21 protein-coding genes and 1 pseudogene are annotated in these 20,211 nt (G+C 40.2%); 3 read left to right on the top strand and 19 right to left on the bottom strand.

Going from position 1 to position 20,211, the window contains the following annotated elements:
- Nucleotides 1–35: 35 nt before the first annotated feature.
- Both AC0L13_RS00345 and AC0L13_RS00340 read right to left on the bottom strand, forming a co-directional pair.
- Complete coding sequence (locus AC0L13_RS00345; RefSeq protein ID WP_473646785.1) at nucleotides 36–959, bottom strand: DsbA family protein; 924 nt, start codon at nucleotides 957–959, stop codon at nucleotides 36–38.
- A gap of 7 nt (nucleotides 960–966) precedes the next feature.
- On the bottom strand, nucleotides 967–1,314 hold the full coding sequence (locus AC0L13_RS00340; protein WP_473646783.1) for a winged helix-turn-helix transcriptional regulator: 348 nt from the start codon (nucleotides 1,312–1,314) through the stop codon (nucleotides 967–969).
- Nucleotides 1,315–1,580: 266 nt separating this feature from the next.
- Between AC0L13_RS00340 and AC0L13_RS00335 the strand changes: the two genes are divergently transcribed.
- Nucleotides 1,581–1,736, top strand: coding sequence for a hypothetical protein (locus AC0L13_RS00335; protein WP_473647203.1), 156 nt, complete (start codon nucleotides 1,581–1,583; stop codon nucleotides 1,734–1,736).
- Between the two features lie 248 nt (nucleotides 1,737–1,984).
- Nucleotides 1,985–2,923, top strand: coding sequence for a ring-cleaving dioxygenase (locus AC0L13_RS00330; protein WP_473642811.1), 939 nt, complete (start codon nucleotides 1,985–1,987; stop codon nucleotides 2,921–2,923).
- An 81-nt stretch (nucleotides 2,924–3,004) separates the two neighbouring features.
- Here AC0L13_RS00330 and AC0L13_RS00325 read toward each other — a convergent pair whose 3' ends face one another.
- The gene (locus AC0L13_RS00325; protein ID WP_473642810.1) at nucleotides 3,005–4,813 is read right to left on the bottom strand and encodes a putative bifunctional diguanylate cyclase/phosphodiesterase; all 1,809 of its coding nucleotides are present in this window, start codon (nucleotides 4,811–4,813) and stop codon (nucleotides 3,005–3,007) included.
- A gap of 156 nt (nucleotides 4,814–4,969) precedes the next feature.
- Here AC0L13_RS00325 and AC0L13_RS00320 point away from each other — a divergent pair, with 156 nt between their 5' ends.
- The gene (locus tag AC0L13_RS00320; RefSeq protein WP_473642808.1) at nucleotides 4,970–6,475 is read left to right on the top strand and encodes a methyl-accepting chemotaxis protein; all 1,506 of its coding nucleotides are present in this window, start codon (nucleotides 4,970–4,972) and stop codon (nucleotides 6,473–6,475) included.
- A 76-nt stretch (nucleotides 6,476–6,551) separates the two neighbouring features.
- On the opposite strand, the gene AC0L13_RS00315 is transcribed toward AC0L13_RS00320, so the two are convergent.
- The 16 genes and pseudogenes from AC0L13_RS00315 to allC all read right to left on the bottom strand — a co-directional run bounded on the left by AC0L13_RS00315 (nucleotide 6,552) and on the right by allC (nucleotide 20,204).
- Nucleotides 6,552–7,940 (bottom strand): MDR family MFS transporter, encoded by a 1,389-nt coding sequence (locus AC0L13_RS00315; protein ID WP_473642806.1) that lies wholly within the window; start codon nucleotides 7,938–7,940, stop codon nucleotides 6,552–6,554.
- 26 nt (nucleotides 7,941–7,966) lie between these two features.
- Nucleotides 7,967–8,542 carry a TetR/AcrR family transcriptional regulator gene (locus AC0L13_RS00310; protein WP_473642804.1) on the bottom strand — a complete coding sequence of 192 codons (576 nt, stop codon included), beginning with the start codon at nucleotides 8,540–8,542 and terminating at the stop codon, nucleotides 7,967–7,969.
- A 195-nt stretch (nucleotides 8,543–8,737) separates the two neighbouring features.
- Nucleotides 8,738–9,721, bottom strand: a complete 984-nt coding sequence (locus tag AC0L13_RS00305) for an NAD(P)/FAD-dependent oxidoreductase (protein ID WP_473642802.1) — start codon at nucleotides 9,719–9,721, stop codon at nucleotides 8,738–8,740.
- 83 nt (nucleotides 9,722–9,804) lie between these two features.
- The gene (locus AC0L13_RS00300) at nucleotides 9,805–10,263 is read right to left on the bottom strand and encodes a flavin reductase family protein (protein WP_473646780.1); all 459 of its coding nucleotides are present in this window, start codon (nucleotides 10,261–10,263) and stop codon (nucleotides 9,805–9,807) included.
- A gap of 122 nt (nucleotides 10,264–10,385) precedes the next feature.
- Nucleotides 10,386–11,009, bottom strand: a complete 624-nt coding sequence (locus AC0L13_RS00295; RefSeq protein WP_473642800.1) for a superoxide dismutase — start codon at nucleotides 11,007–11,009, stop codon at nucleotides 10,386–10,388.
- A gap of 177 nt (nucleotides 11,010–11,186) precedes the next feature.
- Nucleotides 11,187–11,834 (bottom strand): helix-turn-helix transcriptional regulator, encoded by a 648-nt coding sequence (locus tag AC0L13_RS00290; protein ID WP_473642798.1) that lies wholly within the window; start codon nucleotides 11,832–11,834, stop codon nucleotides 11,187–11,189.
- 97 nt (nucleotides 11,835–11,931) lie between these two features.
- Entirely contained in the window at nucleotides 11,932–12,774 is an 843-nt protein-coding gene (locus AC0L13_RS00285; RefSeq protein ID WP_473642796.1) for a pirin family protein, read from the bottom strand.
- Nucleotides 12,775–12,888: 114 nt separating this feature from the next.
- Nucleotides 12,889–13,533 carry an FMN-dependent NADH-azoreductase gene (locus tag AC0L13_RS00280; RefSeq protein ID WP_473642794.1) on the bottom strand — a complete coding sequence of 215 codons (645 nt, stop codon included), beginning with the start codon at nucleotides 13,531–13,533 and terminating at the stop codon, nucleotides 12,889–12,891.
- Between the two features lie 149 nt (nucleotides 13,534–13,682).
- Nucleotides 13,683–14,249: an NADPH-dependent FMN reductase gene (locus AC0L13_RS00275; RefSeq protein ID WP_473642792.1), complete on the bottom strand. Its 567-nt coding sequence runs from the start codon at nucleotides 14,247–14,249 to the stop codon at nucleotides 13,683–13,685.
- Between the two features lie 14 nt (nucleotides 14,250–14,263).
- Nucleotides 14,264–15,322, bottom strand: coding sequence for an LLM class flavin-dependent oxidoreductase (locus tag AC0L13_RS00270; protein WP_473642790.1), 1,059 nt, complete (start codon nucleotides 15,320–15,322; stop codon nucleotides 14,264–14,266).
- A 2-nt stretch (nucleotides 15,323–15,324) separates the two neighbouring features.
- Nucleotides 15,325–16,269 (bottom strand): ring-cleaving dioxygenase, encoded by a 945-nt coding sequence (locus AC0L13_RS00265; protein WP_473642788.1) that lies wholly within the window; start codon nucleotides 16,267–16,269, stop codon nucleotides 15,325–15,327.
- 53 nt (nucleotides 16,270–16,322) lie between these two features.
- Nucleotides 16,323–16,766 carry a MarR family winged helix-turn-helix transcriptional regulator gene (locus AC0L13_RS00260; RefSeq protein ID WP_473642786.1) on the bottom strand — a complete coding sequence of 148 codons (444 nt, stop codon included), beginning with the start codon at nucleotides 16,764–16,766 and terminating at the stop codon, nucleotides 16,323–16,325.
- Between the two features lie 172 nt (nucleotides 16,767–16,938).
- Nucleotides 16,939–17,550, bottom strand: coding sequence for an NAD(P)H:quinone oxidoreductase (wrbA, locus tag AC0L13_RS00255; RefSeq protein ID WP_473642783.1), 612 nt, complete (start codon nucleotides 17,548–17,550; stop codon nucleotides 16,939–16,941).
- 135 nt (nucleotides 17,551–17,685) lie between these two features.
- Nucleotides 17,686–17,799 (bottom strand): annotated as a pseudogene (locus AC0L13_RS00250) ((S)-ureidoglycine aminohydrolase); the annotation flags it as partial.
- Between the two features lie 56 nt (nucleotides 17,800–17,855).
- Nucleotides 17,856–18,905: an ureidoglycolate dehydrogenase gene (gene allD, locus AC0L13_RS00245; protein WP_473642781.1), complete on the bottom strand. Its 1,050-nt coding sequence runs from the start codon at nucleotides 18,903–18,905 to the stop codon at nucleotides 17,856–17,858.
- Between the two features lie 66 nt (nucleotides 18,906–18,971).
- Nucleotides 18,972–20,204, bottom strand: a complete 1,233-nt coding sequence (gene allC / locus AC0L13_RS00240; RefSeq protein ID WP_473642779.1) for an allantoate deiminase — start codon at nucleotides 20,202–20,204, stop codon at nucleotides 18,972–18,974.
- Between the last annotated feature and the right edge of the window lie 7 nt (nucleotides 20,205–20,211).

The following is a 20,211-nucleotide window of genomic DNA, read 5'->3' as shown; positions in this document are numbered from 1 at the left end:
CTAAATCGACTCCCCGTAGGAAGTCGTTTTTGTTCTTATTTTGCCTGAATGTATTTCTCACCAAGAAGGCTAGTAACCGTATAAGAGTCTCGCGGCAATTGTTGCTGTACAAATGCCTCTACTTCACTTTTATCTATCGAATAAAACTCTTCAATTTCGCGGGAAAACAATAATTTTTCCTCTTGAAGCAATTGGTCCAATCCGGAGAGTTGCTTCGGTTTTATTGTTTCACCCGGAAGCAATCGTTGCAGACCGTTTGCGTAGTCCTCCAAAGTTCGAGCGCCGACAATTCGCACTCCTTTTTGTTCTTCATTCATCATGACGATTGTCGGGAAACCGCGAACACCTAACTGACCGACGAACTGGAAGTCTCCATGCAATGCAGCGTCCGCTTCCGAAAGCTTGGATTGCTTAACGATTGCTTCCCCATCTAGTCCAACTTGATTGACAATATCGATTAAAACACCGTCTTGTGCAATGTTTTTATTGAAGGCGAAAAGCTCTTCCCGCGCTCGACGTAAAAATGTGTTTGCAAGATCCGGATGTTTTTCTTGAATCACTTTGTATACCCGAGATGGGATGAAAGATGATTCGATCGGATTGTCATACCAAACAGTGCCGTCAATCGGCATGCGCGAATGTTCACCAACTTCTCTCCAGTGACCCGCAACGTCAGATGGATCGTTTATTCCGTTTGCAGGATCGACTGGTCCATCCCCCCACTTTTCAAGCAAGCCGCCCATCAGTGTATGCATATTGAAGTACTGCCCGTATTGATGAACAAATTTTCGTAGAACCGGCTCCAATGCCCAGCAATGTGAACAGATCGGATCAGTTACATAATAAAGTTCAATCGTCTTTTTCGGCGCGGACAAATCGATGAATTCCATAGTGCCCATGTCTTCTCCAGCCGGTCCACAAATACCTGTTTCCAAATTACAGATCATATTATTGTTCATGCTCACTTCAATTCCCCTTTTCTTTTGTGTGATTGGATAACTCAAGTGAAATATGTTGTTGCGCCCACGCCTGTATTGGCTGCAAAGCGAGAGCCAATTGCTGTCCCTTTTCGGACAGATGATACGAAATAATGACAGGAGTTCCTTCCGTCACTTTTTTTATAACTATTCCGTGCTCTCCTAGTTCAGTCAATTTCAATGAAAGAGAACGTGGGGTAATATCCGGTAAATCGCGCTTCATATCAGAAAAGTGTGCAGTGAACTCGGGGCAATTTGACAAATAATGAATAATCAGCCCGTTCCAACGTCTTCCTAAAATTTCGAAGCATGCTTCTAAATAGGGACATACTTTAATAAGTCTCACCTCCACTTGATTACTTTCATTGTATATCGGTATAAAAAGTATATCAAGTATAAAGATTATCAAAGAAGGTTAAATTATCTTTAGGATTAATCTATTGACCACATAAATAGCCTTGTGATATATTTATCTTGAATTCAAGATATTTTTTTACTGTTACGGTATGTAATTAACGCAAAAATCCTTACTGCTCATATATTTATAAACATGAAGTGCAATGGTTAATGTATTTTGACCGATTCAAGAAGGAGGTTAGCGATTTGAATCAAATCGCAGATCACCAACATGTTTCGATGATTACAAAGACTGCTGGTGAAAACCATCATTTTTATCATGATATTTTAGGGTTACGCAGGGTAAAGAAGACCATCAACCAAGAAAACTCGAAAATGTATCTAAAGAACATCGCATTTTAGACTTGGGTTCTGTGGAAATGACGGTTCAAAATGCGAGCAGCTTAGCTTCTACTATAGAGAAGATTTTCAGTTATCAACAAGTGCAGCATACAGGTGGAGGTCTACTTATCAATCAACAAGAGGTCATGCTTTTGGAGAAATTTTAATTATTGAACAAAAAGGCTCCGTTCAAAGAACAGGAATAGGAAGCAAATATAAAGCTATCGCTAACGTGTCGTGAAAAACACTTAAATAAAGGAGTTAAGAAAATGAAAAAACATACTACTGGTATTCACCATATTACCGCTATTGTCGGGCATCCCCAGGAAAATATCGATTTCTATGCAGGCATACTTGGATTACGACTCGTAAAACAAACGGTTAACTTTGATGACCCAGGTACGTATCATTTATATTTTGGTGACGAAGGCGGCAGCCCTGGAACGATCATTACTTTCTTCCCTTGGGCAAATGCGTATCAAGGACGTATCGGAGACGGTCAAGTTGGTGTAACGACTTATGCTATTCCTGAAGGTTCCATGAACTTTTGGCTGAATCGTCTTAGAAAATTCAACATTTCTTTCACAGAAGCAGAACGGTTCGGTGAAAAAGTTGTACAATTCGACGATCCACATGGATTACATCTAGAATTGGTGGAACGTACTGAAGGTCTGTCGAATAATTGGACATTCGGTGACGTGACACCTGATGTAGCGATTAAAGGATTTGGTGGTGCCATATTGTACTCAAGTCGCCCAGAAGAAACAAAAGCAACTTTGCTAAACGTCATGGGTTTGGAAGAAATTGCAACAGAAGGCGATTATACACGCTTTAAAGCAAGCTCCGACATAGGCAACATCGTTGATTTGAAAATGGCTACAGGCGTTCGCGGGACAATGGGTGTTGGTACAGTGCACCATATTGCATGGCGCGCAAATGATGATAAAGATCATTTGGAGTGGCAAAAATATGCCCAAGAAAACGGGCAGCTTGTGACAGAAGTTAAAGACCGCAATTATTTCAATGCGATTTACTTCCGTGAATCAGGTGAAATTCTATTTGAAATCGCGACAGATCCACCAGGTTTTGCACATGATGAATCACAAGAAACAATGGGTAAAGAATTGAAGCTCCCTGCTCAATACGAACCATTCCGTGAAAGGCTGGAACGCTCTCTCATCCCGATTGAAGTTCGTTTTTTAGACTAATATACATTATGGGCAATCAAATCAGATTAGATTTGATTGCCTTCTATTCGTCTATTAACAATTTCGAGTTGCTTCTTTAGCTTACTTCACCGTCATAAAACCCCTTTTAATATCTTCTGCCGGCACTGGTTTACTGTAATAAAAACCTTGTACTTCATCACATCCATGCTCATTTAAAAATTGGAGCTGTTTCTTATCTTCTACTCCTTCCGCGATTACTCTTAGTCCAAGGCTATGCGCCATGCGAATGATTGAAACTACAATATTCGAGTCACTTCCGCCTTTTTCGATGTTCCAAACAAATGATCTATCGATTTTCAATTGGTCTATTGCAAACTTCGTCAAGTAATTCATCGAACTGTATCCTGTTCCAAAATCATCAAGACTTATCTTTACACCTAGTGCATTCAATTGGTTTAACGTTGGAATCGCGTGCTCTACATCCATTGCCATCGTTTCAGTTATTTCAAGTTCCAAGTATTCGGCTTTTAAACCGGTTTCCTTTAAAATTGTTTCAACTAATCCGATAAGTTTATGACTCGCAAATTGTGCAGAAGACAAATTGACTGCAACGCGAATAGGAGCGAGACCCATATCCTGCCACTTCTTATTTTGTTTACAGGCTTCACGTAACACCCACTCATCCACTTGGATAATGAGACCAGTCTCTTCCGCCATAGGGATGAATTCAGCGGGATGTATGAGGCCACTTTCAGGATGTTGCCATCTGACAAGTGCTTCCACTCCACTAATATATCCTGTCTTGATATCGACTTTCGGTTGATAATGAAGGACTAGCTCATCTGAATCCAACGCTTTTCGAAAAGATGCTTCAAGTAAAATTTTTTCATGTGAATCAGAATCCAAGTTTTTTGTATAAAAAACGAATTGATTCTTTCCATTTTTCTTCGCGTAAGACATTGCCGTATCCGCTTTGAAGAGCAGTTCCTCAGGAGTAGAAGCATCTTCAGGATACATGGCTATTCCTACACTTGCTGTAATATGAAATTCATAACCTCTCATTATAAACGGCTCTTTAAATAATGATTGAAACCTCTCATTAATCTGTAAAACTTCATGTTTATTCTCAAACGGCGCAACGATGCTAAACTCATCTCCCCCAACTCTTGCAATAAATTCACCCATTCCCAAACTATTTTTCAAACGTTGCACAATTCTTTTTAATACCCGGCCGCCATCCATATAACCTAACGTATCATTGACGACTTTAAAACGGTCCAACCCCAAATGCATGACTGCCAACCCATTTTTCCCTTGAGGAATCTTATTCTCTTCCACAAGCTCTTCTAATACATTCTTTAAAAATTTGCGATTCGGCAACCCCGTATACTCATCGTGATTTGATAAGTGATTAAATCGCTCATGTACTTTATACGCTTCCGTTATATCGTGCAACTGCACAAATGCACCAATTAATTTTTCATTTTCATCATTCAACGGAAACGCATCCAATAAACAAGTGTGATCTAAATTATTCCTAATTAGCACATGAATTTTTTCAAATCTTTTCCCCTTTTCTAATACCTCAATTATATAATCCCCGATTTCAGGTATGTTTCTAGCATGACTCCCTAAAATCTGTTGTGCTTTTTGATCGAGAAGATTTTTTGCAATATGATTATATTCAACAACCTTTCCTTTAGAATCCGTAATTACGATTCCAAATTGGTCGCTATCTATCAAGGCTTTATTGATACTAGTCAACCATCTGTTTTCATTCCGTACTAGTAGCTCTCTCTTAAATGAGTCTTGTGTCATTGCTAAAAGCGTTGTGATCGTTAAGTCCGGTCTTGAAATACTTCCAAGCTGCAAAGCTGTATTTCGATTATTTTTATTTCCTTCATTGATACACTGTACTCCCTCTTTCATTTCACTTCCCCTTTTTCGAGTTCTTTCAATACCTACCACCTCTTGATTGTACATAAATCGTGAGTAATTATCTTCAATTCAAGACTTTATCCTTGCGATGTTATCAATTGATTGGTAAAGTGATAAGTATCAAAGGAATATAATGGGGGATGGACTATGTTCAAGAAAAAAACTGACAATGATTTCAATAAATTAATTAACGAAATTGATCGGCTCAAGAATGAATCCCAACAAGAAAACCCTACTTCTGATCAACTATCCTTTCAGACAAATAATCGTGATTTACAAAGAGTAGTCGAATCCATGAATAAATTATTAGATGCTTTACAGACAAAATATGAGAACCTTTATATGAAACATCAGATCGTTACAGAACTAAACGGCATTGGAACATGGGATTTGGAAATAGAAGATGGTATTCCTGCTGGTAATAATGTTTACAATGATATTTTCAGAAAGTCATTAGGATATCAGGATGAAAATGATTTTCCGAATGTTTTCGAAAGCTGGTATAACACAATCGCACCAGATGAAGTTGAAACTGTAACAAACGTTTATCAAGAACATTTTTCGGGACAGACAAGAGAACCATATGACATAGAATATCGAAGTATAAAAAAAGATGGATCCATCGAATGGTTCCAAGCAAAAGCAGAAACATTACGAAATGAATTCGGAGTACCCTATCGCAATGTCGGTACGTTACTAAACATCCACGAAAACAAAATGAACACAATAAGAATCCAAAATTTATTATCCCGCCTGGAATTGATCGAAAAGTCACTAGGCTTCAGTGTGACCACTCTTGAAGGTGCCTGGGGCATGGATTTGAAAAACAACTTGGATACTCAAGAGGGATGGTTTTCTCCACAATTTAAGAGATTACTCGGGTTTGAAGATCATGAGTTTGTACCAAAAATAGATTCATGGTTGAATCTGGTGACAGTAGAAAACAGGGCAAACGTAAGAAGAAACTTTATGTCCCAACTTTATGATACGAATCAGACAGAATTTGAGATGAAATTCCAATTGAACATAAAAAATGGTGATGAAAGATGGTTTACCATGTTGGTAAACATACTTCGTGATGACAAGGGAAATCCGACACTCATATCAGGCGTTCTACGTGATATCAATCATGAAATAACACGAAAAGAGCATGATGAGAAAATCGAAAGAGAAATGAGCGACTTTACACATTCACTACAAGACATTGCGGAGAATATTAAAGATATATCAAATAACGCTACAGAAATCGCATACGAGCATAAAATAACAGCAAAATCCTCCGACGAGGCAATCGAACGCATTGAATTGACAAAATCCATAACGGAACTAATTAGAAGCATTTCGACTCAGACAAATTTACTTGGACTCAATGCGTCTATCGAAGCAGCACGCGCAGGTGAACACGGAAAAGGATTTAGCGTAGTTGCTGCAGAAGTCCAAAAATTATCTTCCAATACATCTGAAGCGGTTGGGCAAATAGAAGAGATATTAGATCAAATTAACTCATCTGTACAAAGCATCGCTACAAGTGTTAATCATATGAGTGATAAGATTCAATCACAGGCTAGCGCGACCGAAGAGATTAATAGCTCAACGGAAGCTATCCATGGGATGTCTGGGAGATTATTGGAATTGATACAACAGTTAAATTAGAAAACTCATGTAACGCCCGCCTATTCAATAGGCAGGCGTTTTTTTGCGCTTACGTTGTAAACAATAAGACATTATGTTATTGTTTTTTACTTTTTAATCGAAACGACAAGAATATACCCAAAACCGCCAATATAGATGCGATCATAAACGAATTTTGAATCCCATCCATTGCCGCTTGTTTTGGTTCTTGAAGTGATGTGTTTAAAGACGCATAACTCATCACAGAAATTAACGTTGCAGTTCCAATCGATCCGCCAACCATCCGGATTGTATTATTCATTGCCGTTCCATGGGCAATAAGATGAGGAGGCAGGGCATTAATACCAGCTGTCATTAACGGCATCATCATCATCGATGTACCAATCATCAAAACAGCAAATATAGTTGCAATCCATACTAGGCTCGCATGAAGTGACAAGTTTGCATAAAGAAATAACGAAATCGTTATTAAAGAAAACCCACTGACAGAAAGCCATTTACCGCCAAATCTATCAAAGATCTTACCAGTTACCGGCGACATAAGACCCATAATCAGTGCCCCAGGAAGTAGCATGACTCCCGATTCAAGAGCAGTAAAGCTGACTACGTCCTGTGCGTAAATCGGCAATAGTGTTTGTGTCCCTACCATGATTGCAAAGACAAAGACAGACAATATCGTTGTAATTGTAAAGATAGGTGAGTTGAAAACACGGAATTCTAACATTGGTTGTTTAAGTTTCAGCTGCCTTGCGATAAATATGAATAACGCAACCACTCCTACACCAATTGCTCCTAGAGCCTGTCCGCTCATCCAGCCAGCTGTTCCGGCGATACTAAACCCGTATAGTAGACCTCCCCATCCGAAAGTTGAGAAAATAACAGATGAAATATCTATTTTAACTTGTTTTTGTTCCGTAACGTTTTTCATGAGGAAGATCGCTATTACAAGAACAATCAGAGCAACTGGAAGTACAGTATAGAATAGAGAGCGCCATGAGAATTGGACAATGAGCCACCCCGCCAATGTCGGACCGATTGCAGGTGCGAATCCTGTGACAAGACCAACCATTCCCATTGCAGCCCCTCTCTTCTCTGGCGGGAAAAGAGTTAGCATAACCGTCTGCATTAATGGCATCATAATCCCGGCACCAACTGCTTGAATAATTCTTGCTACAAGCAAGAAAGAAAAACTTGGGGCGATTGCGCCAATAAGCGTTCCAAGTGAAAAAATACTTAACGCAGCAATTAATAGACGTTTACTCGAAAACTTTTCAATCAAGAATGCCGTAACAGGTATTAGTATTCCGTTCATTAACATAAACGCTGTTGTCAGCCACTGCGCTTGGCTGGGATCAATTTGAAATTCATTCATTATAGGCGGAATGGCTATAATGATTAATGTTTGGTTCAAAATTGTAACAAATGATGCTGATAATAATATCCCGACAATCAGGTTTCGGTTAAATGATTGTTTTTCAGATAACATCTATTTTATACTCCTATCAACTAAACTTATTTTTTTAATGTCTCACAAAACAATTGAATCGTATTCGCGACAAATGGCTCCTCCCATTCATGTAGGAAATGGTCTTTCCATAATGACGTCGATGAAAAATATCCATACAAAGTCGTTAAAAAAATAATTGCCTGCGCTTCTACATCTGTCTCCTTTATTCGATTCTTTTCTTGCATGGAACTGAAATAATCAATGATCAGGTCTTTAAGCTCCTTCGTTTTTTTAGCGATGGCTTGATTTAACTCCGGAAAATCACTTCTTTCTTGAACAGCTATTAAAAAGATCGACTTATTTTTATTCATCAATTTTAAATAAGACTTAGCAAGTAAGGTCAAATCCTTTTCCAAATCCCAAACAATACGTTCCCCAAATATCTCCTTGAAACATGGAATATAAGAATATTTATCTACCGCTGATTCGAAAACTCCCATTTTCGTCTTAAAGTGCCGAAAAATCGTCATCTCGCTAACTTCAGCTTTGTGGGCAATTTCCTTTATTGAAACCTTTTGATATCCTTTGTCTTCCATTAGCGTCAATGCCGCCTGCAATATTTTATCCGAAGTATTTTGCATCTTATCCCCTCCAATTATTCCCGAATGTTAGTTAGTCACCACTAACATTCAAAGCAAAAAAATAACCAATACAGAGTTAGCACTTGATTTCTGAAAAGGAATGCTCCTTGGATTGGTCAAACCACTGTAGCATCAAATGATGTCCAACTCATATTTGGCATCATTTGATGCTTATGAAATACATGATGCATACAATTAACTAAAAACACTTGTGCTATGAAGTGGTTGTAGTCTTGCTTTGGGATCTATATGTGCTTTCGCATGGTTCACAGCTATTGGTGCTTCACCAAGTCCTGTTGCAATTAACTTCACTTTGCCAGCATATGTCGTCACGTCACCTGCTGCATAGATTCCTTGAATATTTGTTTCCATACGCGTATTCACCTTAATGGAGTTTCGTTCTAACTCAAGCCCCCACTCCTTTAATGGACCAAGCGATGAAATATTTCCGTAATTGACAATAAGATGGTCAGCGGGAACTCGCTCTTCATTGCCGTCCCGAGATACTAATGTGATTTCATTGACCTCTCCGTCTACCCCTTCAACTTCCTTGACAGCAAATGATGTTTTTACATCCACTTTTGATTGCAATAGCTGATTAACACTTGTTTCATGCGCAGTAAAACGATCTCTTCGGTGTACGAGCGTAACGGATGAAGCGAGCTCTTCTAACATTAATGCCCAATCCACCGCCGAGTCACCTCCACCACAGATGACCACTTTTCTATCTTTAAATATCGAAAGGTCTTTAATCCCATAATGGAGTGTTTTACCTTCAAATTGTTCTTCATTCGGCAAACCTATTTTACGAGGTTGAAAAGCGCCAATGCCAGCTGTTAAAAGAATTGTCCTTGTTAGATAAACACCTTGATCGGTCTGTAAAATAAAATGGTCTCCATTACGCTCAGCTGACAAGGCAGTTTCACCAAGTACTATTTCCGGCTTTGCATAATGAGCTTGAGTCACAAGGTTAGCAACAAAGTCTTTAGCAAGGATTTTTGGAAATCCGCCAACGTCATAGATATATTTGTCAGGATAAAGTTCAATCAGTTGTCCACCAAGTTGTGGTAAACTGTCTATAATTCTTACCGACATTTCCCTCATCCCTGCATAAAATGAAGCAAAAAGACCTGCGGGGCCTCCTCCAATAATAGTAAGATCAACGATTTCACCCTTCATTTATATACACTCCAGTTAACAAAATTTGATAAACATAATCTTTTGTTTTTTACCGATATACTTAGCAACTATAAGTATGAATTTTAATTCTCATGGAAGCTCGATGGTAATGCACCCATCTTTCTTCCGTGATAAACAAGGGGTGATTTCTTTTCAACAGTGATTTCCAATATCTTTCCAATAAAAATTGTGTGATCTCCTGCTTCAATTCTATTAAATACGTTACATTGCAGCGTGGCAGCTGCCCCATGAATAATTGGCAGTTGAGTAGCCGAAAGATTCCACTTACAATTCGCAAAGCGATCGCTGTTCCTACTTGCAAATAAAGTAGCAATGTCTGCTTGATTTTCTGCCAAAATATTAACTGCGAACTTATCTACCTTTTGAAACGATTCGTATGTAGAAACTCTTTTATCAATTGACCACAAAATAAGCAATGGATCTAGTGATACGGATGCAAATGAATTGACTGTTAATCCAATCGGATTATCTTTTTCATCAATTGTTGTAACGACCGTTACACCAGTGGGGTAATTTGCCATTGCTTCTTTAAAAGAATTGACTTTATCAGGATTGCTTTTCAATTCGTCACTTCCCTATATGTAGTTGGTTTTGAAATGCACAAGATAAGAGCCCGGAAGGCACCTTATCTTGTAGGCATCTATTATTTCTTCAATGCATCTTCATATTTTTTACTAACGGCATCCCAATTAATGATCTTGAAAAAGTTTGAAATATAATCAGGTCTTCTGTTTTGATAAGACAAGTAGTAAGCGTGCTCCCAAACGTCCAATCCTAAAATTGCTGTTTCGCCTTCCATAATTGGATTGTCCTGATTTGGTGTGCTTGTTACCTCGACTCGTTTTTCTTTATTTACGACTAACCAAGCCCATCCAGACCCGAATCTTCCTGTTGCCGCTTTCGTAAATACGTCTTGGAATTTTTCAAAGCTGCCAAATTCCTTGTCTATCGCCGCTGCTAACTCTCCAGTCGGTAAATTGTTTTCAGATGTTGCCGTGAGGGTTTCCCAGAATAACGAGTGATTCATATGCCCCCCGCCATTGTTTCTGACAGCTCCTTGAATTGACGCAGGTAGCGTATCCAAATTTGTCAGCAGGTCTTCCAATGTCTTGTTGCGTAACGCTTCATGTCCTTCAAGTGCAGCATTGAGATTATTTACATAGGTTTGATGATGTTTACCATGATGAATCTCCATCGTGCGTTGATCAATAACCGGTTCCAATGCATCAAAAGCATAAGGTAGTGCTGGTAGAGTAAAACTAGTCATTACTATTCCCCCGTTTCTTCATTTTCTTTTTATACTTTATAAACCATTTAGTATAAAAAGTTTCCAAAGTAATGATAGACCAAGTAATCAGCCGAAGTCAAAGGAGTTGTCTCCAACACACTTCCCTTTTATGCGGAAAGTTTTTATGGCCAAAATTGTTTGCAACTCGGTCCTATTTTAATCAGTCTTTCGATCTTCATTGAAATTGATGAGAAAATGACAATGGTTATCGCCATCAGCTTTGCAACTTGTTCGTTTTACACTTTTCGTATTTAATATTTCTTTGAACATATTTGTCTCGCAATTACAAGCTTGCTTAAAGTTTTTAGACACCTCAAAGATTGGGCAATTATGTTCGATTAACTCAAACTCATTGTCGCCTATTTTAATGACATCAGCCATATACCCTTTTTCAATTTGAATATCCTTCAACATCTCAACCATCTCTTCATTTGAAAAGTTGGATTGCATGTACGATGAGTATTTACTCGCCAGCCGTTCACTTCTCTTTTCAAAAAGGTGATTAATGATTTCATCCCCTTGAATCTCCTGCAGGTCATTCAGGAAATCAACAGTAAGGTTGTCGTAATTTTTAGGAAATAACACATCTGCCTGGGGTGTCAATGAAAAAACTTGAACTGGTCTACCAACAGGTTGCCTCATTTCAGATACATGAATGAAAGAGTCTCTTTCAAGAGCATTAAGATGTTTTCTGACTGCCATCTCTGTAATTTGTAATCCTTCAGCCAATTGATTGACAGTCATTTCCGTTTCTTTTTTTAATAAATTCAATAATTTTTCTTTTGTTGTTAAACGAGTATTCATCGTTTTTTCCACCTCCGTTGCCAGTAGCTTATCATAGCATGAATACTTCACAAATTACAAGATATCCTTGATATGACTGGGTGGAGGTTGGTTCACATCACTCAAATTTGCCCTCTCTATAATCTTTGTAAGCCTGTATAATCTCCTCATCCGTGTTCATCACAAACGGACCACGAGCGACGACTTTTTCCCCGATTGGTTGTCCCGCGTATAAAAGGACACGCATTTTTTCTGTTGCATGAATGGCCACTTCAGTTTGTTGTTCATCCCCCGTGCGCTCAAGCCAAAGTACTTGCCCTTGTTTCCCTTCCGTCCTGTCCTTACCAAACGTTCCTTTTCCATCAACAATATAGAGGAATCCATTATAACTTCCTGGCAGATCTTGAGTAACCGACACACCTGCATCCACACTAAATTCAACCATCGTTACAGGGACATGATTTTTCGTATTCGCCGATACGCCCATCGAAGATCCAGAAAACACCCGTATTGTTGCCCCTTCCTCAAGTCGAACAGGCATACCCTGTGCACGCATATTTTGATAACGAGGTTCCGTCATCTTTTTGTCGCTCGGAAGATTAACCCACAGCTGCAGAGAGTGAACCGTTTCACCGGCAACTGGATCCTCAGTATGAATAATGCCTTTACCAGCTGTCATCCACTGAACGTCGCCTGGCACTAATACACCTTCACCTGCTTTATTGTCCACATGTTCTAGCTTCCCATCAATCACATACGTAACTGTTTCAATGCCACGGTGCGGGTGCATGCCAAAAGTGCCACGGACAAAATAATCTTCAGCCATCAACAAAAATGGGTCTACATCCTCCCAATTATTCGGTTCAATAACCAATCCCGCTTTGTGTCCTGGCGATCTCTCCTCGACAAGTACATCCCTAACACTTCTAATTCCTCTCGACACGATATGATCGTTACTCATTTTTTAGTTCCTCCCTATAATGATATTGTTCTTTGAAAGTAGAGCCAATCGATGATTTACGATTAGCTCTTTCTGAAGCCCGGCATAGGCTATATTCATATAGAACGTTTTACATTACGCGTAAACAGTCATTTCTAGTAAACGTTGAGCAGAAGCTTTTACTTCCTCCATGCCTGTTTCAATAATTTCTTGTGCTTTATGAGGAATCGCATTGTGACCTTCGATAATTACTTCATCAAGGATTTGCATTCCGAATACCCCACCGAATACATTTCGCATATAGCTGACAGCCATTTCCAAAGGTGCTGCTTCCGGGGTTGAGTAAACGCCGCCCCGGGCACTTAAAAAGATTGCCTTTTTGTTCGTCATTAAACTGATCAAGTTACCTTCAGCATCATATTTAAATGTAAAACCAGCAGCATATACATAGTCGATGAATGTTTGTAATTTAGCTGGGATTGTTAAGTTCCATAACGGAAATGCAATTACAACTACATCTGCAGCTGAGATGGCATCCATTGCTTTTTGTTTTGCCGCTAATAGGCGTGATTCAACGTCTGTTAAATCTTCACCGTTTTGAACCTTACCAAAAGCGTTAAAGAGCTCTTGACCAAAATAAGGTGTATCTTCTTCAAAAAGATCATAAGTAATTACGTTTACATCCTTACCTTCTAATTCAGCCATAAACGTTTCATACATTTTACTTGACACCGCTTCTGTCGCGGGGCGATTATTCGCTTTCACTACTAAAATATTCATGCTTGAAAAAACTCTCCTCTTATATCTATTTACTGTACTGCATCTTCTATAATAAATTACTAATGATCTTTTTGTAGGTACGTACTTACATGTGGCATAGTAACCAAAAGTACACTGACAACTATGGTTATTTGTTTTTGTTATTATCCTTAAAAATCATATTCTTCATCTTTTTTCTTACGAATTGTTTCGAATGCTTCCACTGTCAATACGGTATCTTCAACCAGTCGGTCTAAACGGAAATGGATATCATCATTCACAATTTCTTTACGCAAGAAATCTTTTTCCTCAATAAAAACATACGTCGGAACGATATGGGCTTTCATATAAGCTAAGATTGGCTTTAATTGTTGCTCTATCATTAAATAATGCTTTGCTGTTCCGGCTGTCACAACACTACTTACGACTTTATCCCGGAAAGCGTTGACCGGAAGCAAGTCGAAGATGTTTTTCAGCGTTGCCGGAATGGATGCTTGGAATGTTGGTGTTCCAAGAATTATTGCATCTGCAGCCATGATTGTCTCAGTTACGTATTTTGTATCTCCATCATATTCAAAGTAATTGCGACCATCGCTAAATTCCAATGAATAATCGGCTAAGTCGAGCAGTGTCACTTCATGTTGCGGATATTTATGTTCAAGTATGTCGATCACTTTTGTCATTGCTGTTTTTGTTTTCGAGCCAACGATCGATCCTGCTAATGCTACAATTTTCATGCTGTTCTCTCCCCTCATGATTTGGCAGTATATTTTTTAATTGCCGGGATGATGTCATTCCCGATAATGTCGATGTTTTTCATGATCTTTTCGAACGGCACTCCGCCAAAATCGATCTGAGCCATGAACCGTTGCATTCCGTAGAGTTCATATTGGTAAAGCATTTTTTCAATAATTTCCTGGGTGCTGCCGACCATTAACGCATCGCGTGTATCAGGTGCTTGTGCGAATTGCTGTTTTGGATAGCCGCCCCCACGAATTGCTTGGAACCCCCCATTGATATGTGGGTACATGCCTTGCAATGCCTCTTTTGTTGTATCTGCTACATAGAACAGACTTGTTGTTGCAATGGGTAATGTTGTTGGATCAAAGCCACTTCGTTCAGCCGCTTCACGATATGCATCGACTGACGGCTTGAAATTGACTGCCGGCCCGCCTAACGTAGTGAGCATCATCGGAATCCCCATATAGCCTGCTTTAATGGCACTTGCAGGTGGTCCTCCGACAGCTCTCCAAATAGGAAGTGAGCCATTTTTAGGTTGCGGCAGGATTTGGGCATTTTGCAACGGGGCACGGAATTCACCTTGCCAAGTCACGTTTTCTTCCTCATTTATTTTCATAAGAAGCTCTAATTTCTCTTCGAATATTTCTTCATAATCCTGTAGATCGACTCCAAGCAATTGATAGGCCCCCACCCGTGAGCCTCGACCGGCAACGATTTCTGCACGACCGCCCGAAATCAAATCGATTGTCGCGAAGTCCTCATACACGCGTACAGGGTCCGAAACGCTTAACACTGTAGCGGAGCTTGTAATTTTTATCTTGCTTGTCGCCTGTGCGATAGCCCCAAGTACGACAGTGTGGGCTTGAGTTGTAAAGTATGTTTGATGACTTTCCCCGACACCGAAAACATCAATTCCCGCTTGTTCGGCCAATTTGCTTGCTTCAATCAATTCATTGATGCGCTGTTCGGCGGAAACACGCTCTCCTGTCAGCGGATTGGGAATGTGGTCGCCTAGTGAATAAAGCCCAAATTCCATGCCTTTCGAAGGTTCAATGCGATATTTTTCCATAATTACTCCTCCTCAATTGGTTGTAGTTTTTCTTCAATTTCCTTACGACGTTCTTCTAAAAATGGTGGCAAATCTAATTTTTCACCAAGCGTTTCAATATCACCATCGATTGTAAACCCTGGTCCATCTGTCGCGATTTCAAATAGAATTCCGTTTGACTCACGGAAATATAAGCTTTTAAAGTAGAAGCGGTCCACAATGCCGGATGACTGGAAGCCACGCTCACGCACTTTTTCATCCCAGTACACCAACTCTTTTTCATTTTTCACACGTATTGCCAAATGATGAATACTGCCACGTCCCGGCTTTTCGGATGGACCGTCTAAATATTTCACAACAATTTCCCCGAATACTTCTCCTTTAACCGATTGGAAAATTGCCTCTTCTTCCGTGCGTGACACCTCCGTGTAACCGAACATTTCTGTAAGTGTATTTGCAAGTTTATCGATTCTGCGGACGGTTATTTCCACTGAACCCATGCCTTGAATTTGATGTTCTTCCGGCACAGGTGATTTCCGCCAAGTTTCCCAGTGGCCAATTTTTTCGCCGTTAGATACAAGAAGCACCATGCGCAAGCCTTCTGCATCTTCAAAGTGCAAAGCGGGTCGGTTTGCGTAAGTTGTAATGTCTCCGTGCTGTACACCCAATTGCTCAAAACGTGCCTTCCAATACGTTAAGCTTGCTTCTGAAGGGACGAGCAGTCCGATTCGTGTGATAGCATTTGTCCCTCGGTGGGTCCTGCCTACAACCGGAATTTCAAAAAATGATAGTTCCGTACCCGCGCTCCCTGTTCTGTCGCCATAAAATAAGTGATACATGGATGGAGAGTCCTGATTGACTGTCATTTTTACGCGACGTAAACCAAGTACTACTTTATAAAAATGATTGTTTTGACTTGCATTCTTCGTGATCATCGAAATATGGTGATGTCCCGGGATTGTATACATAAATTGTTCCTCCTCTTTTTTCATTTGATTAGTCAAGTGATTAGGCAAAAAAATTACCTATTCGGCAACTTCTTTTTTTCACTGTTTTTTTGCACACGCGACATGAGTGTATATAATATTTTCATTTCTTCTTCCGATAAACATTCCTCAAAGAACGAAGACTGGAACGCAAGCTGGGCTTCAAATGCATTGTCCAGTTTTTGACGACCTTTATCCGTTAACGAAATTGTTTTCGTCTTCCATTCCTGCTTACGTACAATGAGTCTTTCTTTTTCCAGGCGAGCGAGCATGCGTGAAATACCGCCTTGTGTCACGGTCACTTTTTCTGCTAATTCACTTTGTGTTAACGGTTCATATGTCGAAACTTGCATTAACACATCAAATTGCGCAGTCGTCAAATCATATTGTTTTAAAAACTCATTTGAAAGTAGATTGCTTTGATGAGTGAATCGAGTGAGCCGCAGCCAAATTAATGATCCACGAGTATTCTTTTGCATATTGTTCATCACTCCCTTTCGTTACAATCACTTTACCACTCAATTGAGGTAAATGCAAGCGGAATATCTTGAAGTAGAGATTTCAATGAACTTTGTCGCCTATCTCAGTCCAATACTTATTCTTAAAAATTGAGAGGGCTGTCCAGACTTAGACAACCCCCTCAATTTAATCTTATTCGTTTCCTTTTTTAACCCATTCCGCAACTGTCACCGTGCGTTTCGCTTGGTGCTTAACAGCTGCTTGCACATCCTCAATCATTTTACCGTCCTGGCCGACTGTTACGCTAGTTCCGTAAGGGTTTCCGCCTGCTCCAAATAGAACCGGATCAGTGTAACCGGGAGTTGCGATAATAGCACCCCAGTGCATCATAGAAGTATATAAGGATAGCAATGTAGCTTCCTGACCTCCGTGCGGATTTTGCGCAGACGTCATGGCACTCACTACTTTATTAACTGTCTTCCCACTCGCCCAAAGGCCGCCTTGTATGTCCAGGAATTGCTTCATTTGTGATGGCATATTACCAAATCGGGTTGGAACACTAAAGATGATTGCATCTGCCCATTCAAGATCCTCTGAAGTCGCTACTGGAACGTCTTTTGTCGCTTCAACAGTTGACTTCCAAGCCTCGTTTCCCTCTATGACTGATTGTGGAGCCAGCTCTTGAACTTTTAATACTTTAACTTCAGCACCTGCTTCTTTTGCACCCGCTTCAGCCCATTTTGCTAATTGATAGTTCGTACCGCCCATACTATAAAAAACTACAGCTACTTTTACATTTGTCATTTTTTTCGTCTCCTTTGTTTTTCCAAATAATCTAGCTAAAAAGCTCATCGATGCACCTTCTTCTTTAGGAATTTCAGAACTGTGCTGTTCTACTTATTCCCCAAAAGGAAACATTTTATTCTTACATTAAACTCAGCAATTTTCGAATCCCGGAATTACGTTATTCACTAATCCTTCTGGCGTGATTAATGCAAATTTACCTGGCTCAATAATTGACCTGCTTGATAATATATCTTTCGGATAACCCATTTTCAAAACGCTCATCTTTTATTTATTTGTTGAAGACTACATCGATCCCTGGAGAATTATTTTGCAAACGGATCTTTGTTTTCATACTTATTGAAGTGCACTACATCCGACTCTAAATAACGATACACGTCGTCAACAATCTCGATCCCTTCCACTTTAGATTGCTGTTCGGCAATCGTCGTGTTTTGACCAGGATAATACACCCGTTCAAATCCTGGCGCCGGTTTACTATTACTCAAATCGCTCATCGTTTTAGAAATATTTTCTCTGAATGTCTCGATGTCAGAGAAGAACGCCGGGTTGATAACAATATGAAGTTGACCTAAATTACGCCCTTCACTTAAATCATGGTACATCGAGGAGACTTTGTTCCCAAATGGCAATCCGAGTAGAATACCCGACAAAACGTCAACCATCATCATTAGGCCATAGCCTTTCGGTCCAGCGATCGGGAGTAACGCATTCACTTTGAATGGATCTGTTGTCGGTTCACCATTCTTATCGACCGCCCAAGTGTCTGGAATGGATTCATTCTTCGAACGTGCATGAAGAATTTTCCCCCACGCTTGGACTGTCGTCGCCATGTCAAAAATGATCATATCGTCGCCTTTACCGGGAGCGGCAAATGCAATCGGATTTGTTCCGTAGTACGGCTCCACGCCGCCGAAAGGAACGACCATCGGATCCGATTGAACAACAGAAAGACCGATTAACCCTTCTTTGGCAGCCTGTTGGACATAGTATGAAAGAGCCCCACTGTGACTAATCTTTCTTACACCAACAACAGCAATCCCATTCTCTTTCGCCATCTCAATCGCATGATCCATCGCTTTTTTAGCTGCTACATGGCCGACACCATTATCGCCATCGAATACTGCTGTGCTCGGTCCCGTCTTCTCGAATGTGAAATTAGGATTTGTCGTGATTCCACCTTTCGCGATTCGTTCTGCGTAATAATCCACCCTCATCGCACCATGAGAATGAATACCCCGAAGGTCTGCATGCACTAATACATCGGCCACCCCTTCCGCATGTTCTTCTGAAAGACCGGCTTTATGCAATTTCGCTGTAATTAATTTTTTCAATTCTTTTTCCGTTGTTTTCATATCTTCATCTCCTAATTTTTTCTTCTTCGTTATGTTCAATCGATTCGTGCTAGTTCCCGGTCGTTTTTACTCTTCGTATGCCAATGCGTATAGAGAGTTAATCAATGCTTTGACCCCGACTGCCAATTCCTCCGGGCTCGTATATTCCAACGGATTGTGGCTGATGCCCCCGCGGCTTGGCACGAAAATCATCGCTGTCGGTACAACTGGCGCAATGATCTGGGAATCATGGCCTGCACCACTATGCATCATTTTATAATTATATCCATTTTCTTCCGATTGTTTTTCAATGGCTGCAACAATTTGTTGATCCATTGGAATCGGATCCTCGTCCATCCACATCTCAATGGTCGTCTCGACACCGGACTCGGTGGCAATATTATTAATAATAGTTGTAAGTTCCTCCGTGAATTTCACGAGGACCTCTTTTTCTGTATGCCGAACATCCAATGTGAATAACGCATGTCCCGGAACAACGTTGACGATGCTCGGTTTGACTTCGATTTTCCCTACCGTTGCTACAAGAGGATCGCCATATTCTATTGCTTTTGTTATGATGTTTTGAATCATTTGGCTTGCGGCAAATAAAGCATCCTTACGATATCCCATCGGCGTGGTGCCTGCATGGTTCGCCACACCTTCTACATCAACTGTAAATCGTCTTTGTCCGACAATACTATGGACAACCCCGATGCCTTTCCCTTCGTTCTCCAATACATTCCCCTGCTCGATATGAATTTCAACAAAGCCTTTCACATCATTACGCATCGGTTCCGACTCATCCCTAAAATCAAACCCTGCTTCTCTCATCGCGTCTACGAAAGAAACGCCATCGAAATCTTCAATGTTCTCAACGTCCTCTTTCTTCGCGATGCCGACAAGGTTTTTCGAACCCCAGAAAGCGTACGGAAACCGGCTTCCTTCTTCTTCGGCAAATGACACGACTTCAAGATTACGGAGTGGTTGACCATACTTCTCTTTTAAATAGCGAAGAGCCAAAATACCAGCTAGAATTCCGAATGCGCCATCCAATTTTCCGCCGTTTTTAACGGTGTCAACATGTGATCCTGTCAAAATTGTTTCATCGCTATATTTTGTTCCTCTTAAACGTCCGAATAAATTTCCGACATCATCGTAATTTGTTTGCAGACCATCATCCTGCATTAATGTTTCTAACGCTTTTTGAGCCTCCACCCACTCATTTGTATAAAGTAATCGAGTAACGCCACCTTCTGGATCTTCACCATATTTACCTAGCCAATCCACTAGGTGAGCTACTTCATGTGTTAAATTTTCCATATTTATC

This window comes from Sporosarcina sp. QA0331 (assembly GCF_055808055.1).
The sequence above is the reverse complement of the archived record's forward strand: the minus strand, read 5'-3'. Positions and strand labels throughout refer to the sequence as shown.

Excerpts from the sequence above, each read along its gene's own strand:
- AC0L13_RS00330 (WP_473642811.1), top strand. The coding sequence starts at position 1,985 with ATGAAAAAACATACTACTGGTATTCACCATATTACCGCTATTGTCGGG.
- AC0L13_RS00310 (WP_473642804.1), bottom strand. The coding sequence starts at position 8,542 with ATGCAAAATACTTCGGATAAAATATTGCAGGCGGCATTGACGCTAATG.
- AC0L13_RS00280 (WP_473642794.1), bottom strand. The coding sequence starts at position 13,533 with ATGAATATTTTAGTAGTGAAAGCGAATAATCGCCCCGCGACAGAAGCG.
- AC0L13_RS00325 (WP_473642810.1), bottom strand. The coding sequence starts at position 4,813 with ATGAAAGAGGGAGTACAGTGTATCAATGAAGGAAATAAAAATAATCGA.
- AC0L13_RS00290 (WP_473642798.1), bottom strand. The coding sequence starts at position 11,834 with ATGAATACTCGTTTAACAACAAAAGAAAAATTATTGAATTTATTAAAA.
- AC0L13_RS00295 (WP_473642800.1), bottom strand. The coding sequence starts at position 11,009 with ATGACTAGTTTTACTCTACCAGCACTACCTTATGCTTTTGATGCATTG.
- AC0L13_RS00315 (WP_473642806.1), bottom strand. The coding sequence starts at position 7,940 with ATGTTATCTGAAAAACAATCATTTAACCGAAACCTGATTGTCGGGATA.
- AC0L13_RS00305 (WP_473642802.1), bottom strand. The coding sequence starts at position 9,721 with ATGAAGGGTGAAATCGTTGATCTTACTATTATTGGAGGAGGCCCCGCA.
- AC0L13_RS00300 (WP_473646780.1), bottom strand. The coding sequence starts at position 10,263 with ATGGCAAATTACCCCACTGGTGTAACGGTCGTTACAACAATTGATGAA.
- AC0L13_RS00320 (WP_473642808.1), top strand. The coding sequence starts at position 4,970 with ATGTTCAAGAAAAAAACTGACAATGATTTCAATAAATTAATTAACGAA.
- AC0L13_RS00275 (WP_473642792.1), bottom strand. The coding sequence starts at position 14,249 with ATGAAAATTGTAGCATTAGCAGGATCGATCGTTGGCTCGAAAACAAAA.
- allC (WP_473642779.1), bottom strand. The coding sequence starts at position 20,204 with ATGGAAAATTTAACACATGAAGTAGCTCACCTAGTGGATTGGCTAGGT.
- allD (WP_473642781.1), bottom strand. The coding sequence starts at position 18,905 with ATGAAAACAACGGAAAAAGAATTGAAAAAATTAATTACAGCGAAATTG.
- AC0L13_RS00345 (WP_473646785.1), bottom strand. The coding sequence starts at position 959 with ATGAACAATAATATGATCTGTAATTTGGAAACAGGTATTTGTGGACCG.
- AC0L13_RS00260 (WP_473642786.1), bottom strand. The coding sequence starts at position 16,766 with ATGCAAAAGAATACTCGTGGATCATTAATTTGGCTGCGGCTCACTCGA.
- AC0L13_RS00265 (WP_473642788.1), bottom strand. The coding sequence starts at position 16,269 with ATGTATACAATCCCGGGACATCACCATATTTCGATGATCACGAAGAAT.
- wrbA (WP_473642783.1), bottom strand. The coding sequence starts at position 17,550 with ATGACAAATGTAAAAGTAGCTGTAGTTTTTTATAGTATGGGCGGTACG.
- AC0L13_RS00270 (WP_473642790.1), bottom strand. The coding sequence starts at position 15,322 with ATGGAAAAATATCGCATTGAACCTTCGAAAGGCATGGAATTTGGGCTT.
- AC0L13_RS00285 (WP_473642796.1), bottom strand. The coding sequence starts at position 12,774 with ATGAGTAACGATCATATCGTGTCGAGAGGAATTAGAAGTGTTAGGGAT.